This is a genomic window from Acidovorax sp. GW821-FHT10E03, from assembly GCF_059415205.1.
Genome location: NZ_JBWKMU010000002.1, coordinates 147,596 through 163,143, shown reverse-complemented (window position 1 = coordinate 163,143; position 15,548 = coordinate 147,596). Strand labels below are relative to the sequence as shown.

General features: G+C 68.2%; 14 protein-coding genes. 7 read left to right on the top strand and 7 right to left on the bottom strand.

Annotated features, from left to right (window positions below; all coding sequences use genetic code 11):
- The first annotated feature begins 11 nt into the window (after positions 1 to 11).
- Positions 12 to 533, top strand: coding sequence for a hypothetical protein (locus tag AC07OD_RS03890; protein ID WP_218340195.1), 522 nt, complete (start codon positions 12 to 14; stop codon positions 531 to 533).
- A gap of 201 nt (positions 534 to 734) precedes the next feature.
- Positions 735 to 998, top strand: coding sequence for a hypothetical protein (locus AC07OD_RS03885; RefSeq protein WP_218295454.1), 264 nt, complete (start codon positions 735 to 737; stop codon positions 996 to 998).
- A 156-nt stretch (positions 999 to 1,154) separates the two neighbouring features.
- On the opposite strand, the gene AC07OD_RS03880 is transcribed toward AC07OD_RS03885, so the two are convergent.
- The 6 genes from AC07OD_RS03880 to AC07OD_RS03855 all read right to left on the bottom strand — a co-directional run bounded on the left by AC07OD_RS03880 (position 1,155) and on the right by AC07OD_RS03855 (position 6,168).
- Positions 1,155 to 1,946 carry an MBL fold metallo-hydrolase gene (locus tag AC07OD_RS03880; protein ID WP_218340196.1) on the bottom strand — a complete coding sequence of 264 codons (792 nt, stop codon included), beginning with the start codon at positions 1,944 to 1,946 and terminating at the stop codon, positions 1,155 to 1,157.
- Positions 1,947 to 2,050: 104 nt separating this feature from the next.
- On the bottom strand, positions 2,051 to 3,145 hold the full coding sequence (gene bamC / locus AC07OD_RS03875) for an NlpB/DapX family lipoprotein (protein WP_369642921.1): 1,095 nt from the start codon (positions 3,143 to 3,145) through the stop codon (positions 2,051 to 2,053).
- Between the two features lie 45 nt (positions 3,146 to 3,190).
- The gene (gene dapA / locus AC07OD_RS03870) at positions 3,191 to 4,087 is read right to left on the bottom strand and encodes a 4-hydroxy-tetrahydrodipicolinate synthase (RefSeq protein WP_218295451.1); all 897 of its coding nucleotides are present in this window, start codon (positions 4,085 to 4,087) and stop codon (positions 3,191 to 3,193) included.
- 30 nt (positions 4,088 to 4,117) lie between these two features.
- Positions 4,118 to 4,672 (bottom strand): class I SAM-dependent methyltransferase, encoded by a 555-nt coding sequence (locus AC07OD_RS03865; RefSeq protein ID WP_494595238.1) that lies wholly within the window; start codon positions 4,670 to 4,672, stop codon positions 4,118 to 4,120.
- 80 nt (positions 4,673 to 4,752) lie between these two features.
- A complete protein-coding gene (locus tag AC07OD_RS03860; protein WP_494595236.1) occupies positions 4,753 to 4,941 on the bottom strand; it encodes a hypothetical protein in 189 nt (62 codons plus the stop codon).
- 9 nt (positions 4,942 to 4,950) lie between these two features.
- A complete protein-coding gene (locus AC07OD_RS03855; protein WP_218295449.1) occupies positions 4,951 to 6,168 on the bottom strand; it encodes an MFS transporter in 1,218 nt (405 codons plus the stop codon).
- Between the two features lie 240 nt (positions 6,169 to 6,408).
- On the opposite strand from AC07OD_RS03855, the gene AC07OD_RS03850 reads away from it, so the two are divergent.
- The 4 genes from AC07OD_RS03850 to AC07OD_RS03835 all read left to right on the top strand — a co-directional run bounded on the left by AC07OD_RS03850 (position 6,409) and on the right by AC07OD_RS03835 (position 12,845).
- A complete protein-coding gene (locus AC07OD_RS03850) occupies positions 6,409 to 8,394 on the top strand; it encodes a DNA topoisomerase IV subunit B (RefSeq protein WP_494595233.1) in 1,986 nt (661 codons plus the stop codon).
- A gap of 90 nt (positions 8,395 to 8,484) precedes the next feature.
- On the top strand, positions 8,485 to 9,270 hold the full coding sequence (locus AC07OD_RS03845) for a lytic transglycosylase domain-containing protein (RefSeq protein WP_494595231.1): 786 nt from the start codon (positions 8,485 to 8,487) through the stop codon (positions 9,268 to 9,270).
- Positions 9,267 to 11,624: a DNA topoisomerase IV subunit A gene (gene parC, locus AC07OD_RS03840; protein ID WP_218295446.1), complete on the top strand. Its 2,358-nt coding sequence runs from the start codon at positions 9,267 to 9,269 to the stop codon at positions 11,622 to 11,624. The genes AC07OD_RS03845 and parC overlap by 4 nt, the downstream gene beginning before the upstream one ends.
- 117 nt (positions 11,625 to 11,741) lie before the next feature.
- On the top strand, positions 11,742 to 12,845 hold the full coding sequence (locus tag AC07OD_RS03835) for a DNA glycosylase AlkZ-like family protein (RefSeq protein WP_218340202.1): 1,104 nt from the start codon (positions 11,742 to 11,744) through the stop codon (positions 12,843 to 12,845).
- A gap of 29 nt (positions 12,846 to 12,874) precedes the next feature.
- On the opposite strand, the gene AC07OD_RS03830 is transcribed toward AC07OD_RS03835, so the two are convergent.
- Complete coding sequence (locus AC07OD_RS03830; RefSeq protein WP_218295445.1) at positions 12,875 to 13,258, bottom strand: hypothetical protein; 384 nt, start codon at positions 13,256 to 13,258, stop codon at positions 12,875 to 12,877.
- Positions 13,259 to 13,677: 419 nt separating this feature from the next.
- On the opposite strand from AC07OD_RS03830, the gene AC07OD_RS03825 reads away from it, so the two are divergent.
- Positions 13,678 to 15,456, top strand: a complete 1,779-nt coding sequence (locus AC07OD_RS03825) for a methyl-accepting chemotaxis protein (RefSeq protein ID WP_492244066.1) — start codon at positions 13,678 to 13,680, stop codon at positions 15,454 to 15,456.
- The last annotated feature ends 92 nt before the right edge of the window (positions 15,457 to 15,548 follow it).

Below are 15,548 nucleotides of genomic sequence, written 5' to 3'. Positions count from 1 at the left end.
GAGACGCTCCCATGACCGAGGCTTCCTCCACCCCCGCGGATCCGCTGCGTGAACTGCCGTCCGGGCGGTTCAGCGGCCGTGAGGCGTTTCAGCAACTGGTGCGCGACGCGATGGCCACCGCCGCACGCGACGGGTGGCCGGAAATCGTGATCAGCGACGCGAACTTCCACGACTGGCCGCTGGGTGAGCGCAGCGTGGCAGAAGCCCTTCAGCACTGGGCGCACGGGAGCCGGCGCTTGACGATGCTGGCGTGCAGCTATGACGATGTGGTTCGCCGCCACGCCCGTTTTGTGCGCTGGCGCGGTACCTGGGACCACATCATCACGTGCCGCCGCAGCCCCGCGGCGGACCCGCTCGATATCCCCAGCGCGTTGTGGTCCCCGCAGTGGGTGCTGCAGCGCCTGGACCCCGAGCGGTGCGTGGGCGTCACGGGCAGCGAACCCGATCGGCGGGTGCTGCTGCGCGAGAATCTCAACGAGTGGGTGCGTGGCAAGAGTTCACCCGGTTTTCCCGCCTCGACCCTGGGTCTGTAGATGAAATACCTGCTTTGCGCCGTGTCAATGGGGTGTAAAGCTTTCGTCAGTGTTAGTCAGTATTGACTAAATACCAATATAATTAGCGGCTGCGCCGAAAAGGTGCAAGCCAAAGCGCATTGTGCCGACGCGTTCCGAGGCTTCCAGGAGCCCGACGCCGCGGCTTTTCAAGATTCTGTCTGTCCAACTAGGAAAATCGAAATGAAGAACTCTCTCGTTCTGGCCGCCCTGATCGCTGCTGCAGCACTCGCCGCTTGTGGCAAGAAGGAAGAACCCGCTCCAGCACCAGCACCTGCTGCCGTGGAAGCACCAGCTCCTGCACCCGCACCTGCTCCTGCCGCCTCCGACGCAGCTCCTGCTGCTTCCGACGCCGCTTCGGCTGCCGCTGCACCTGCTGCTGACGCTGCCAAGGCTGCTGCCGACGCTGCTGCCACCGCTGCCGCTGGCGCTTCCGCAGCCAAGTAATTTGCTGCAGGCCCTGGTTGGTTGCAAGACCAGCCACTGCCCGAAGGCCCCGCACCGCAAGGTCGGGGCTTTTTCTTTTCCGGGCGCGGAACGTGTTTTTGTGGTGCGCCGTCCGTGGGGGGGGGGCGGGCGGGGTGGCCGGTGGGCGCGCTCGTGTCAGATCGGCGCCTGCGCCACCGGCAGCCATGCCGTGCCTGCCGTCGGGCAGGCCACGGCGATGGCCTCCACGGGCCAGTCCATGGCGGGGGCCAGCGCCTCACGTGCGATGGAGGGCGCATTGTTCTTGGCGCTCAGGTGGGCCGCCACCACCGTCCGCAGGCCCGGATGGCGGACGGCGCGAAGGATGTCCGCCGTGACCCGGTTGGCCAGGTGGCCGAAGGGGCCGCCTACGCGGCGCTTCAGAAAAAGGGGGTAGCGGGATGCCGCCAGCAGCGCGGGGTCGTGATTGGCTTCGATCATCAGCGCGTGGCAGCCCTCGAGCTGCTGCAGCACATGCTCGCTGGCATGGCCCAGGTCGGTCAGCACCCCCAGGTGGGCGGCGCCGTCGGAGCAGCGCAGCTGCAGCGGCTCGCGGGCGTCATGCGGCACGGTGAAGGGCCGGGCCTCGAACGTGCCCAGGTCGATCGGTGCCATGTCGTGCGCGACGCGCAGCATGTCGCCAAAGTCCGGCTGGCCCAGGGCGGCGTAGGTGCCCTGGCTCATCCAGACGGGAATGCCGTAGCGCAGGGCCACGGCCTGCGCGCAGCCGATGTGGTCGGAATGTTCGTGGGTGATGAAAACCGCGTCCAGGTCCTCGATCTGCAGCTGCGCCTGCGCCAGCCGGCCCTGCAGTTGCCGGATGCCGAAGCCGCAGTCGATCAGGAGGCGGCGCACCTGCGTGTCGCAGCGGCCTTCCACCACGGTGGCATTGCCGGTGCTGCCGCTCCCCAGGTTCTTGAAACGCAGCATGGAGGGCGAGGATATTGCGCCGTGCCGCGGGGCGGACCGGGGCCGGTCCTCGCGGACTCCGCGCAGCACGCACGCAGACGCGTGCCGCGCGGCGATGCGGCGGGTTACTTGAGGTCGTCCGCGATCACGCGCACGATGCGCTCGGCGTTGGCCGAGGACTCGGGGGCGCCTGCTTCGTTGAGTACCGACACGGTGGTGGATTCGCCCTGGCTGCGCACGACGATGCGGTACTTGAGCGGGGGCGTGGCCGACGAAGAGCCGCTGAACAGCTTGCCGAAGAACCCTGGTTCCTTCTTGTCGGCGTTGGGCGCCACATAGCGGACGAAGTAGGTGCCTTCATTGCGGTTGCGGTCTTCGACCGTGAAGCCGGTGCGGTCCAGCGCCAGGCCCACGCGGCGCCATGCGCGGTCAAAGCCTTCGTCCAGCTGGACCACGGGCTTGTTGTCCACGGTGGCCATGCGGGCGGATTGTGTGCGCAGGGCGGGGGCTGCCACCACGGCCTTGGACTGTTCCTGGCTCACGCCCAGCTTGACCATCAGGCGGCGCAGGAATTCGGTTTCAAGCTCCGGGTCCGACGGGCGGGGCTGCCAGACGGTGTTGTCCTTGGTCTGCGTGCCATACACCTCGATCATGCCCCGGTGGGTGATGTAGATCTCGGTGCCGCCATTGGCATTGCGCTCCAGGCGGGTGCGGAATTTGTCGCGCTCACCGGTGGAATACAGCGAATCCAGGAGCTTGCCGATGGTGGAGCGGATGAAGTCCTGTGGCAGCTTGGCGCGGTTCTCGGCCCAGTCGGTTTCCATGATGCCGACGTTGGGCTCGGCCTGGGCCAGGTTGAAGCCGCTTTCCTGCCAGAAGTCGCGCACGGGCTCCCAGAGCTTGTCCGCCGGGCGGTTGACCACCAGCCAGCGCTGGTTGCCATCGCGCTCGATGCGCACGTCGCCCAGTTGCATGGCGGCGGCGTTGGCGGTGCCCGAGGGCTGCGCGGCCTGGCCGGCCTGCATGGCGGCCGCCGAGACGGGGCCGCCGGGTACGGCATAGCGCGAATCGCGCGACAGCTGCGTCAGGTCGGGCGGAACCTCCAGGGTCGAGCCCTTGGCGGCGCTCTTGTAGTCGATCTTGTCGCCCTCCAGGGCGGCGCAGGCGGACAGGGCCATGGCAAGGGCCAGCAGGCTCAGGCGGGTGGTAGCAGCTTTCACGCGGAAATCCTTGGAGAGTGTCTCGGGGAGCGGGCGCAGCCCGGATTAGATCAGGCCGCTGGTGCGCAGCGCGGATTCGACCACAGCCTCGTTGCTGCTGGCCAGCGGTGTCATGGGCAGGCGCATGGTGCCACCACACAGGCCCATGCGGGCCACGGCCCACTTGACCGGGATGGGGTTGGCTTCGACAAACAGGTTCTTGTGCACGGGCATCAGCTGGAACTGGATCTGCATCGCGCGCTGCACATTGCCTGCCAGCGCTGCCACGCACAGCTCGTGCATGAGGCGCGGCGCCACGTTGGCCGTCACGCTGATGTTGCCGTGGCCGCCGCACAGCATGAGCGCCACGGCGGTCGGGTCGTCGCCCGAATACACGGCGAAGCCCTTGGGCACATCGCGGATGAGCCACTGCGCACGCTCGATGTTGCCGGTGGCTTCCTTGATGCCGATGATGCCGGGCACCTGGGCCAGGCGCAGCACGGTGTCGTGCTGCATATCGGCCACCGAGCGGCCGGGCACGTTGTACAGCACGATGGGCAGGTCGCCCGTGGCTTCGGCGATCGCCTTGAAATGCTGGAACTGGCCCTCTTGCGTGGGCTTGTTGTAGTAGGGCACGACCTGCAGCTGGCTGTCGGCCCCGACGCCGCGCGCGAACTTGGCCAGTTCGATGGCTTCGGCGGTGGAGTTGGCGCCGCAGCCCGCCATGATGGGCACGCGCTTGGCGGATTGCTCGACGGCCACGCGGATGATTTCGCAGTGTTCTTCGACATTGACGGTGGGCGATTCGCCCGTGGTGCCCACCACACCGATGCAGTCGGTGCCTTCGGCGATGTGCCAGTCGATCAGTTTGCGCAGGGCCGGGTAGTCCACGCTACCGTCCTCGTGCATGGGGGTGACGAGGGCGACGATGCTGCCGGTAAGGGGGACGGAGGAAGAGGTCATGTCCGCAGTGGTAAACGGTAAAAGGGCATTCTAACTAGGCGGCATGGCCAAAAGATTCTGCGAGGGGCCGCCAGCGTGCGGGAGTTCCCGCACGGCCGTGATGCGTTGCACGAAACGGTCGGGGTTTTGCAGGAAGCCGTCCTCGTAGGCCACGGTGCGCAGCCCGGCGCAGGCGCTCAGCAATTCCCCGGGCGCCAGCAGGAATTCCGGCCGCCCAGGGCGGCCCACGGTGCCGTTGCCGTGCGCAAAGGTTTCGTAGATCAGCACGCCACCCGGTGCGACGCTCTCCACCAGGGTGGGCAGCAGGGGCCGCCACAGGTAGTTGGTGACGATCACGGCGCCAAACCGGCGGCCCGCCAGCGGCCATGGGCCGTTCTCGATGTCGGCCAGGACGAGTTCCCCCAGCCCCTCGCAGGCGGCCAGGGCCTCGGCAGAGCGGTCCACCCCCACCACGGGGTGGCCCAGGCCATGCAGCCAGCGCAGGTGGCGCCCGGCGCCGCAGGCCACGTCGAGCACCGTGCTGCCCGGCGCGATCAGGTGGGACCAGCGGCGAACCCAGTCGGAAGCGGCTTCGTTACCGTGCATTTGCTATTGAAAATATAGCTATCAGCGCTTATTCATCAAGCGCTGGCGGCCAAAAAGACTTGAAAGTGGATGGCGCGGGCTCAGAAACACGCCCACATCTGGTCGGCCAGCATCACCATGAAGTCCGGCACCGTGTACATGCCAAACACCGCCAGGCACAGCACCACGGCAACTGACCAGGCCAGCCAGCGCCAGGCCCGTGGCATGCCGTGGCCGGGCGAGGTGGAGGGGGCGCTGCTGGCGGTGGACATGAGGATGTTCGGATGCAAGGGCCGTGTTCAGGCGGGCTGGGCGGCGCCGCGCGGGATGGGGCTTTCCCGGACCGGCAGGTTCACCAGCCCGGCAAACACCCCCAGCGCGATGGCGATGTACCAGACGATATCGTAGCTGCCCGTGGCGTCATACAGATAGCCGCCCAGCCACACGCCCAGGAAGCTGCCGATCTGGTGGCTGAAGAACACGAAGCCGCCCAGCATCGACAGGTGCTGCACGCCAAAGATCTGCGCGATGGTGGCGTTGGTGGGCGGGATGGTGGACAGCCACAGCGTGCCCATCACGGCCGAGAACACATACACCGACAGCGGCGACAGCGGCACGAGCAGGAACACGGTGATCACCGCCGCGCGGGCAAAGTAGATGAAGGCCAGGATGAACCGCTTGGGCATGCGCTGGCCAAGGGTGCCGGCCACGTAGGTCCCCAGCACGTTGAACAGGCCGATCAGCGCCAGCGCGTAGCTGGCCACCTGGGGCGACAGGCCGTGGTCCTTCAGGTAGCTGGGCATGTGCACCCCGATGAACACCACCTGGAAGCCGCACACGAAATAACCGGCCATCAGCAGGTTGAAGCTCGGGTAGCGGAACGCCTCGCCCAGCGCCTGCACGATGGTCTGCTCGCGCTTGGGCGGCGCGGCGCCCTTGAAGCCCGGCTCCCGCAGGCCAAAGGCCAGCGGCACGATGAGCAGCACGGCCATCGACAAGGCCAGCAGCGCCTGCTGCCAACCCAGTCCGGCGATCAGCCAGCCCTCCACGGGCACCATGAGGAACTGGCCGAACGAACCTGCGGCCGCCGCCACGCCCATGGCCCAGGACCTGCGCTCCGGCGCGATCTGGCGGCCCAGCACACCGTAGATCACGGCGTAGGTGGTGCCCGCCTGCGCGGCGCCGATCAGTACGCCGGCCGTCAACGCAAACAGGGTGGTCGTGGGCGACAGCGCCATGCCCGCCAAACCCAGGCCATAGAGCACCGCGCCGCCGATGAGCACGCGGAACGCCCCGAACCGGTCTGCCGCCATGCCCGCAAAGATGCCGATCAGGCCCCAGGACAGGTTCTGGATGGCGATGGCCAGCGCGAACGACTGGCGGGTCCAGCCCATCTCCTGCGTGATGGGCAGGAGCCAGAGCCCGAACCCATGGCGGATGCCCATGGACAGGGTCACGATGGCCGCGCCGCACGCGAGCACCTGGAACATGGACAGTTTGGGAGGATTCATATGCATGCGCAGGAATGTAGCGAGATTGGGCGAAACGCGCTGATACACCGGGGACCAATACAGTTGGCAGCGGGGTTGCCGCCAGGCCTGCTGCGCGGGACCGTCCTTTGTGTTGCAACCCGCCCCCAGCCACCCTGTCTGCCGCCGCCGCCCCCGGGCCTGGAGGGGCCGGAGCACGCTGCCAGTGTTGTCATGACTGTTTTTTCATCCAGCTATTGCGCTGCTGCCGCACTACAATCCGCCGCTATGTCTGCCAAACCGTCTTCCGTGTCCACCAGTAGTGACTATTCCGAAGGGTCGATCCGCGTGCTCAAGGGCCTGGAGCCCGTCAAGCAGCGCCCGGGCATGTACACCCGCACCGACAACCCCCTGCACATCATCCAGGAGGTGCTGGACAACGCCGCCGACGAGGCGCTGGCCGGCCATGGCAAGAAGATCAAGGTCACGCTGCACGCCGACGGCTCGGTGAGCATCGAGGACGACGGGCGCGGCATCCCCTTCGGCATGCACCCCGAGGAAAACGCGCCGGTGATCGAGCTGGTCTTCACCCGCCTGCACGCGGGCGGCAAGTTCGACAAGGGCAAGGGCGGTGCCTACAGCTTCTCGGGCGGCCTGCACGGCGTGGGCGTGAGCGTGACCAACGCGCTGGCCACCCGCCTGGAAGTGAGCAGCCACCGCGAAGGCAAGGTCGCCCGGCTGGTGTTTTCGGCCGGCGATGTGGTCGAGGCCCTGGTGACCCGCGCGCTGGAAGCCGGCGAGCGCAAGCAGGGCACGACCGTGCGCGCCTGGCCTGATGCCAAGTATTTCGAGTCGAGCGCGCTGCCCATGGGCGAGCTCACCCACCTCTTGCGCAGCAAGGCGGTGCTCATGCCCGGCGTGTCCGTGACCCTGGTCAACGAGAAGACGCGCGACACCCAGACCTGGCAGTACAAGGGCGGCCTGCGCGACTACCTGATGCAGACGCTCAGCGGCGACCCGGTGATCCCGCTCTTCGAGGGCGAGGGCTTTGCCGACCGCAACAACGAGAGTTTTGCCGAGGGCGAGGGCGCCTCCTGGTGCGTGGCCTTCACCGAAGACGGCCAGCCCATGCGCGAGAGCTACGTCAACCTGATTCCCACCAGCGCCGGCGGCACGCACGAAAGCGGCCTGCGCGACGGCCTGTTCAATGCCGTCAAGAGCTTCATCGAACTGCACAGCCTGCTGCCCAAGGGCGTGAAGCTGCTGCCCGAGGACGTGTTCGCCCGTGCCAGCTACGTGCTCTCGGCCAAGGTGCTCGATCCTCAGTTCCAGGGCCAGATCAAGGAGCGGCTGAACTCGCGCGACGCGGTGCGCCTGGTCAGCGGCTTCGTGCGCCCGGCGCTGGAGCTCTGGCTCAACCAGCACGTGGACTACGGCAAGAAGCTGGCAGAACTCGCCATCAAGGCCGCGCAGACGCGCCAGAAGGCCGGCCAGAAGGTCGAAAAGCGCAAGGGCTCGGGCGTGGCCGTGCTGCCCGGCAAGCTCACCGACTGCGAAAGCCGCGACATCGCCCACAACGAAGTCTTCCTGGTCGAGGGCGACTCCGCCGGCGGCAGCGCCAAGATGGGCCGCGACAAGGAAAGCCAGGCCATCCTGCCGCTGCGCGGCAAGGTGCTCAACACCTGGGAGGTGGAGCGCGACCGCCTGTTCGCCAACAACGAGATCCACGACATCTCGGTGGCCATCGGCGTGGACCCGCACGGCCCGAACGACACGCCCGACCTCACGGGCCTGCGCTATGGCAAGGTCTGCATCCTGTCGGACGCCGATGTGGACGGCTCGCACATCCAGGTGCTGCTGCTCACGCTGTTCTTCCGCCACTTCCCCAAGCTCATCGAGACCGGCCACATCTACGTGGCGCGCCCCCCGCTGTTCCGCGTGGACGTGCCCGCGCGCGGCAAGAAGCCCGCCGCCAAGATGTATGCGCTGGACGACGGCGAGCTCACCGCCATCCTCGACAAGTGCGCCAAGGACGGCGTGGCCCGCGAGAAGTGCCAGATCAGCCGCTTCAAGGGCCTGGGCGAGATGAACGCCGAGCAGCTGTGGGAAACCACGCTCAACCCCGACACCCGCCGCCTGCTGCCGGTGCAGCTGGGCGACATGGACTTCGCCGCCACCGAAGGCCTGATCACCAAGCTCATGGGCAAGGGCGAGGCGGCCTCGCGGCGCGAACTGATGGAACTGCACGGCGATGCGGTCGAGATCGACATCTGACCGGACCCGCCACTCACGGTGTCTGTGATGAAGAATCCACACAAAAACAGGCTCTTGCGCTTGTATTTATTGGGCTTTCTGCTATGTTTTATGCAGCAATCGGCCCAGGCGGACCTGTGGGCGCACGTGGACGAGCGGGGCGTGACGCATTTCGCCGCCGAGCAGGTGGACACGCGCTACCAGCTGTTTTTTCGTGGCAGTGATTTCGACTCGACCCGCGACGCCCCGGCCAACGCACCGCCCATGCCCTACGCGCTGCCTGCGGCCGGTGCGCGCTTGCTGGCCTTCTTTGACATCGCGCCCGACTACAAGCGCGTCAAGCACCACCTGCGCGCCGCCGCCAGCAAGCACGGCGTGGACTACGAATTGCTGCAGGCCGTGATCGCCACGGAATCCGGCTTCGACGCCACGGCCGTGTCGCCCAGGGGCGCCGTCGGGCTCATGCAGGTGATGCCCGCCACGGCCAGCCGTTTTGGTGTGAGCGCGGATGCCAGGCGCTCGGTGGAGCAGAAGCTGGCCGACCCGGCCGTGAACGTGCCCACCGGCACGCGCTATCTGCGCCACCTGCTGGACCTGTTCCCCGGCCGCATGGACCTGGCCGTGGCCGCCTACAACGCCGGTGAAGGCGCGGTGCAAAAGGCGGGCAACCAGATTCCGGCCTTCAAGGAAACGCAGAACTATGTGCGCACCGTGCTGGGCCTGTACGCCCAGCTCAAGCCGCCAGCCCCGGTGCTGGCGCAGCGCGCCGTGCCCGGCCGCGTGCGCATGGAGCTTTCGGGGGGCGCGCAGAACCGGGGCAACCTGCCGCCCACCCGCGTGGCGCAGACGCAAATCGCCCCCCAGAACGTGAACCCAGAAACTGTACCCAACGAATGAGCGACCAACCCACTCTCGATTTCACCACCGCCGGCGATGACGGAGGCGACTCCCTGGGCCTGGCGGGCTATGCCCAGCGCGCCTATCTGGAATACGCGCTGTCGGTCGTCAAGGGCCGTGCGCTGCCCGACGTGTGCGACGGCCTCAAGCCCGTGCAGCGGCGCATTCTGTATTCGATGGACCGCATGGGCCTGGGCTACAGCGGCCCCACGCGCAACACGGCGGCCAAGCCGGTCAAGAGCGCCCGCGTGGTGGGCGACGTGCTGGGCCGCTTCCATCCGCACGGCGACCAGTCGGCCTACGACGCCCTGGTGCGCATGGCGCAGGACTTTGCCCAGCGCTACCCGCTGATCGACGGCCAGGGCAACTTCGGCAGCCGCGACGGCGATGGCGCCGCGGCCATGCGCTACACCGAGGCGCGCCTGTCGCGCATCACCAGCCTGCTGCTCGACGAGATCGACGAGGGCACGGTCGATTTCATGCCCAACTACGACGGCAGCACGGAGGAGCCGCGCCAGCTGCCCGCGCGGTTGCCGTTCGCGCTGCTCAACGGCGCCAGCGGCATCGCCGTGGGCCTGGCCACCGAGATCCCGAGCCACAACCTGCGCGAGATCGCAGATGCCTGCATTGCGCTCATCAAGACACCTTCGCTCAGCGCCGAAGACCTGCTGGCCCTGGTGCCCGGGCCCGACTACCCGGGTGGCGGGCAGATCATCAGCGCTGCGTCCGACATCGCCGACGCCTACCGCACCGGGCGCGGCAGCCTCAAGGTGCGCGCGCGCTGGAAGATCGAGGAACTCGCGCGCGGCCAGTGGCAGCTCGTCGTCAACGAGCTGCCCCCGGGCGTGAGCTCGCAGAAGGTGCTCGAGGAGATCGAGGAAATCACCAACCCCAAGGTCAAGGCCGGCAAGAAGGCGCTGAGCCAGGACCAGACCCAGCTCAAGGCCAGCATGCTAGCCGTGCTGGACGTGGTGCGCGACGAGTCGAGCAAGGACGCGCCGGTGCGCCTGGTGTTCGAGCCCAAGACCGGCAAGACGCCGCAGCAGGAGCTGGTCACCGCGCTCCTGGCCCACACCAGCCTGGAGACCTCGGCGCCGATCAACCTGACCATGGTGGGCCTGGACGGCCGGCCGGTGCAGAAGTCGCTGCGCCTGATGCTGGAGGAGTGGATCTCCTTCCGCCAGGGCACCATCACCCGCCGCTCGCAGCACCGCCTGGGCAAGGTGCTGGACCGCATCCACATCCTCGAGGGGCGGCAGACCGTGCTGCTCAACATCGACGAGGTGATCGCCATCATCCGTGCGGCCGAGGATCCCAAGGCCGCACTGATCGCGCGCTTCAACCTCAGCGATCGCCAGGCCGAGGACATCCTTGAAATCCGCCTGCGCCAGCTCGCGCGGCTCGAAGCCATCAAGATCGAGCAGGAGCTCAAGGAACTGCGCGAAAGCCAGGGCAAGCTCGAGGACATCCTGAACAACCCGGGTTCGCTGCGCCGCCTGATGGTCAAGGAGATCGAGGCCGACGCCAAGACCTTCGCTGACGCGCGCCGCACGCTGATCCAGGCCGAGAAGAAGGCCGTGGCCGAGGTCAAGGTGGTGGACGAGCCCGTGACCGTGGTGGTCTCGCAAAAAGGCTGGGTGCGTGCGCGCACCGGCCATGGCCACGAGGCGGCGAGCTTCGCCTTCAAGGCCGGCGACGGCCTGTACCGCACCTTCGAGTGCCGCACGGTGGATACCCTGCTGGCCTTCGGCAGCAATGGCCGGGTGTACTCGGTGCCGGTGTCGGTGCTGCCCGGTGCGCGCGGCGACGGCCAGCCCGTGACCACGCTGATCGAGCTCGAATCGGGCACGCAGCTCCTGCACTACTTCGCCGGGCCGGCCAGTGCCAGCCTGCTGCTGTCCAACTCGGGCGGCTATGGCTTCCTGGCCTCGGTGGAGAACATGGTCTCGCGCCAGAAGGGCGGCAAGGCCTTCCTCACGCTGGGCGAGGGCGAGACCGTGTGCCCCCCTTCGCATGCGGCGGGCAGCACCGGCGGCCAGCCGCTCGCGCCGGCCACGCACGTGGCCTGCGCCTCGGCGGGCGGGCGCATCCTGACCTTCGAGATCACCGAGCTCAAGACCATGGCCAATGGCGGCCGTGGCCTGATGCTGATCGACCTGGAGGCCAAGGACACGCTGGCCGGTGCCGCGGCCTATACGCGCAGCATCCGCATCGAGGGCATCGGCCGCGGTGGCAAGGAGCGTGAGGAAACCCTCGAGATCCGCTCGCTCAACAATGCCCGCGCTGCCCGGGGACGCAAGGGCAAGGCGGCCGACCTGGGCTTCAAGCCTGCGGCCGTGGCGCGCGTGGAGTAACAGCGTGTTCAATGCCTTCTGGGAGGTTGCATTGGAGTGCAATCGCCCGATTTCACTCCAACCCTTGGGTCAAGGTACTTGTGCGACTCCAAAAAGACGTTGAACACGCTCCAGGCGATGGCGCGCTCACCCACGCTGGATGAGCTGCGCCGCTACGCGATTGCACGCAGCCTGTTCAAGCCGCTGACGCTGCCCGGCGCGATCCGCAAGCTTGGTTTTGTGCAGGCCGACCCGATGCGGGCGCCCGCGCGGGCGCAGGACCTGATCCTGCGCATGCGGGTGCGCGGCTACCGCGCGGGTGACCTGGAGCGCCGCTACGAACGGCTGGGCATCGAGGAAGACGCCTTCGTCAACTACGGCTTCGTGTCGCGCGACATGCTGGCGCTGCTGCACCCGCGCACGCCGCGCCGGCCCTGGGATGCGGCCACCACCGGGCGCGCGCGCGAGGTGCTGGCCTTCGTGCAGGAGCGGGGCGTGGTGCACCCGCGCGAGGTCAGCGAGGCGTTTGCGCACCATGGCCGCGTGGCGGGCTATTGGGGCGGAGAGCTCAACGCGAGCACCCGCCTGCTGGATGCCATGCACCACCACGGCTGGCTGCGGGTGTGCCGCCGCGAATCGGGCACCCGGGTGTATGCGCCGGTGGAGCACCCCGGGCAGGATGCCAGCCCCGCCGCCCGCATGGCGCGTGCCGAAGCCCTGGTCGACCGCATCGTGGCCCTGTATGCGCCGCTGCCCGCGCCCAGCCTGGGCTACCTCGTCACTTTGCTGCGGTACGGCGCCCCACAACTGGCGGCCGAAGCGCGCGCGGTGGCCAAGGCCGCGCAGTCGCGCTACGGCCATGCGGTGGTCGACGGCACGGCCTGGTTCTGGCCCGCGCAGGAGAACCCGGCATCGCGCCGCCACCAGCCGGACGCGGGGGTGCGGCTGCTGGCACCGTTTGATCCCGTGGTCTGGGACCGCCGCCGCTTCGAGATGCTGTGGGGCTGGGCGTACCGGTTCGAGGCGTATGTGCCCGCCTCCAGGCGCACCATGGGCCACTATGCGTTGCCCGTGCTGTGGGGCGAACAGATGGTGGGCTGGGCCAACCTGCGCATGGAGCGCGGGCAACTGCGGCACGCGCTGGGTTTTGTGGCGGGCCGCCCGCCCCGCGGCGCGGTTTTTCGGCGCGCGCTGGACGAAGAGCTGGCGCGCTTCGAAACCTTCCTGGGCGCCGGGGCCTGACGGCCTGCTGCCATGCCTGGATCAGCGCTTCAGCATTTGCCCGCGGCTTTGCTGAGCGCGTTGCAGGAGGCCGGGGCGGCTGCAGGTGCCGCCGCCTTGCCCGCCATCGGCGTGCAGATGGCATCCGAATTCGGCGTCTGTCCGAACGACATGGCTTTCTGGAACCCCGTGGCGGAGTACATGTAGCACTGGTAGGTGGCGCCGTCGGTGGTCTTGGCGGTGTAGTTGATGCGTCCGCCGGTTTCTTCGCTCTTGTGGGTGATGGTGAAGGCGCCCACCTGGCGGCCTATGGCCGCCGAGGTGCGCTGTTCCAGGCCCTCCTGGCTGATGGTGGCGGCGCATCCGGACAGGCCCAGTGCGATCAGGAAGGGGGCGCCGAGGTGCGCGCGGCGGAACGTGCGGGAGGTTGTCATGTGATGGTGGCCTTGGGAGATGGATTTGGGCCAGTTTGACGGCTGCGCCGCCGCGCGTGAACCCGACCACGGTAGGGTTGCCATGCCGGTCCGTGAAAGACCGGTGTTGATCCTGCCGCCGGCTTGGCGGCAAAGCGGCCCGTGCGTGCAGCTCCAGTGCGTGGGCCTCGCCCATTGCCAGCTATCTCGCAGACTGCCCGATTCGCCCCCCCTGGAAGGGCCGGATGGCTGGGCCAGGTGGCACCCGGGCGCCCCTGCTGCCCCGAGCCCTTGCACAGCGTGGTTCGGGGCTGCAATGCGGGGTCTTGCCGTGCAGCGCGGGCCCTGGGGATGACCCTCATGCATCAGGCCCGGGTTTGTGCAATGGTGTAACAGCGTGCAAATATCTGCGCGCCAACACAAGGCTGCAGGAGAACACCATGCCCAAGCGATTCCGGATGGCCCATAAACTCTGGATGGCGGTCTTGCTGATCGTGGTGCTGCTGGCGGCGGTGGTGGGGTTTTCCGGCTATCGCTCGGCCAAGGTGCAGGCCGAGGCGGACATGATGACCAAGGACATGGAGGCGCGTGTGCAGGCGGCGCTGCGCTGGTCCGGCCTCACCGAGACCAATGCGGCGCGCACGCAGGCGCTGATCGTGAGCAGCGACACCGCCGTCGAGGCCGAGTTCAAGGACCTGATCGCGGCGACTTCCGCGCAGATCAGCGAGGTGCAGAAATCGCTCGAATCCATGGCGCTGTCCGAAGCCGACAAGGCGCAGATGGCCAAGATCGCCGCCGCCCGCAAGACGATGACGGACCTGCGCGGCCAGGCCCGCAAGCTCAAGGGCGATGGCCAGCAGGACCAGGCGGTGGTACTGGTCAAGCAGTCGTACAACCCGGCCGTGGCCGCCTACCTGCAGACACTGCGGGACTTCGTGCAGCAGCAGCAACAGACCGCCGAGGTCCGGCAGCGGGAGATGGCCGCGTCGCGCATGCTCACCGTGAAGATCGCCGCCGTGGCCGTGGGCCTGCTGCTGCTGGCCATCGTCGTGGGCGCCTACTACCTGATCGGCAGCATCCAGCGGCCGCTGGAGCAGGCCAGCGGGCTGGCCGAGCGCATCGCGGGTGGCGATCTGAGCATGCAGGAATCCGTGACCCGGGGCGATGAGTTCGGTGACCTGCTGCGCTCGCTTTACACCATGAGCAGCGCCCTGGGCCGGATGGTGCACCAGGTGCGCCAGAGCACCGACAGCATCGCCATCGCCAGCGCCGAGATCGCCACCGGCAACCATGACCTGTCGTCCCGCACGGAGCAGACCTCCAGCAACCTGCAGCAAACAGCCGCGGCCATGGAGCAGTTCACGAGCACCATCCAGCAAAGCGCGGGCAGCGCGCAGCAGGCCAGCAGCCTCGCGGCGGGCGCCACGGGCGTGGCGCGCCGTGGCGGCGAGGTCGTGACCCAGGTGGTGGTCACCATGCAGGACATCAACCACAGCAGCAAGAAGATCGCCGACATCATCGGCGTGATCGACGGCATCGCGTTCCAGACCAACATCCTGGCGCTGAACGCGGCGGTGGAGGCGGCGCGCGCGGGCGAGCAGGGGCGTGGCTTCGCCGTGGTGGCCAGCGAGGTGCGTAGCCTGGCGCAGCGCAGTGCCGAGGCCGCCAAGGAAATCAAGCAGCTCATCAGCGCATCGGTGGAAAAAGTGGAGGCGGGCTCGCGGCTGGTGACCGATGCCGGCACCACCATGACCGACATCGTGCAGTCGGTGCAGCGGGTGACGGACATGATTGGCGAGATCACCGCCGCCTCCTCGGAGCAGAGCGCCGGGGTCTCGCAGGTCAACCAGGCGATTGGCAACCTGGACCAGATGACCCAGCAGAACGCGGCGCTGGTGGAGGAGAGCGCCGCCGCCGCGCAGAGCCTGCGGGAGCAGGCGGACCAGCTGGCGCAGGTGGTGTCGATGTTCAAGGTGAATGCCGCCAGCCATGGACCGGCGCAGGCGGCCATTGGCGCCGCCCGTGCCGCGGCCGCCCAGCGGGCGCCCCTGCCCGCGGCTTCCGCCACGGCACCGCGGCCTCCCTCCGCAGCCCCGGCGGCCAAAGCGGCCCACCGGCCGGCGGCTGCCAAGGCGCAGGCGGCGCCTGCCGTGTCCGGGCCTTCCAGCCGCAAGCCGGCGGTGGCCCAAGGGTCTGAAGAGGAGTGGGAGTCCTTCTGACCCCTGCTGCCTGTGTGCGGTGATTGGGCCGCCGCGGGGCATGCCGCGCGGCCGGGCCACTCGATCTGGCCGTCCAGCATTGCGGGCACCGG

Coding starts and splice junctions, on each gene's coding strand:
- AC07OD_RS03865 (WP_494595238.1), bottom strand. CDS start 4,672: ATGCACGGTAACGAAGCCGCTTCCGACTGGGTTCGCCGCTGGTCCCAC.
- AC07OD_RS03825 (WP_492244066.1), top strand. CDS start 13,678: ATGCCCAAGCGATTCCGGATGGCCCATAAACTCTGGATGGCGGTCTTG.
- AC07OD_RS03855 (WP_218295449.1), bottom strand. CDS start 6,168: ATGCATATGAATCCTCCCAAACTGTCCATGTTCCAGGTGCTCGCGTGC.
- AC07OD_RS03885 (WP_218295454.1), top strand. CDS start 735: ATGAAGAACTCTCTCGTTCTGGCCGCCCTGATCGCTGCTGCAGCACTC.
- parC (WP_218295446.1), top strand. CDS start 9,267: ATGAGCGACCAACCCACTCTCGATTTCACCACCGCCGGCGATGACGGA.
- AC07OD_RS03845 (WP_494595231.1), top strand. CDS start 8,485: ATGCAGCAATCGGCCCAGGCGGACCTGTGGGCGCACGTGGACGAGCGG.
- AC07OD_RS03835 (WP_218340202.1), top strand. CDS start 11,742: ATGGCGCGCTCACCCACGCTGGATGAGCTGCGCCGCTACGCGATTGCA.
- dapA (WP_218295451.1), bottom strand. CDS start 4,087: ATGACCTCTTCCTCCGTCCCCCTTACCGGCAGCATCGTCGCCCTCGTC.
- AC07OD_RS03830 (WP_218295445.1), bottom strand. CDS start 13,258: ATGACAACCTCCCGCACGTTCCGCCGCGCGCACCTCGGCGCCCCCTTC.
- AC07OD_RS03850 (WP_494595233.1), top strand. CDS start 6,409: ATGTCTGCCAAACCGTCTTCCGTGTCCACCAGTAGTGACTATTCCGAA.
- AC07OD_RS03890 (WP_218340195.1), top strand. CDS start 12: ATGACCGAGGCTTCCTCCACCCCCGCGGATCCGCTGCGTGAACTGCCG.
- AC07OD_RS03880 (WP_218340196.1), bottom strand. CDS start 1,946: ATGCTGCGTTTCAAGAACCTGGGGAGCGGCAGCACCGGCAATGCCACC.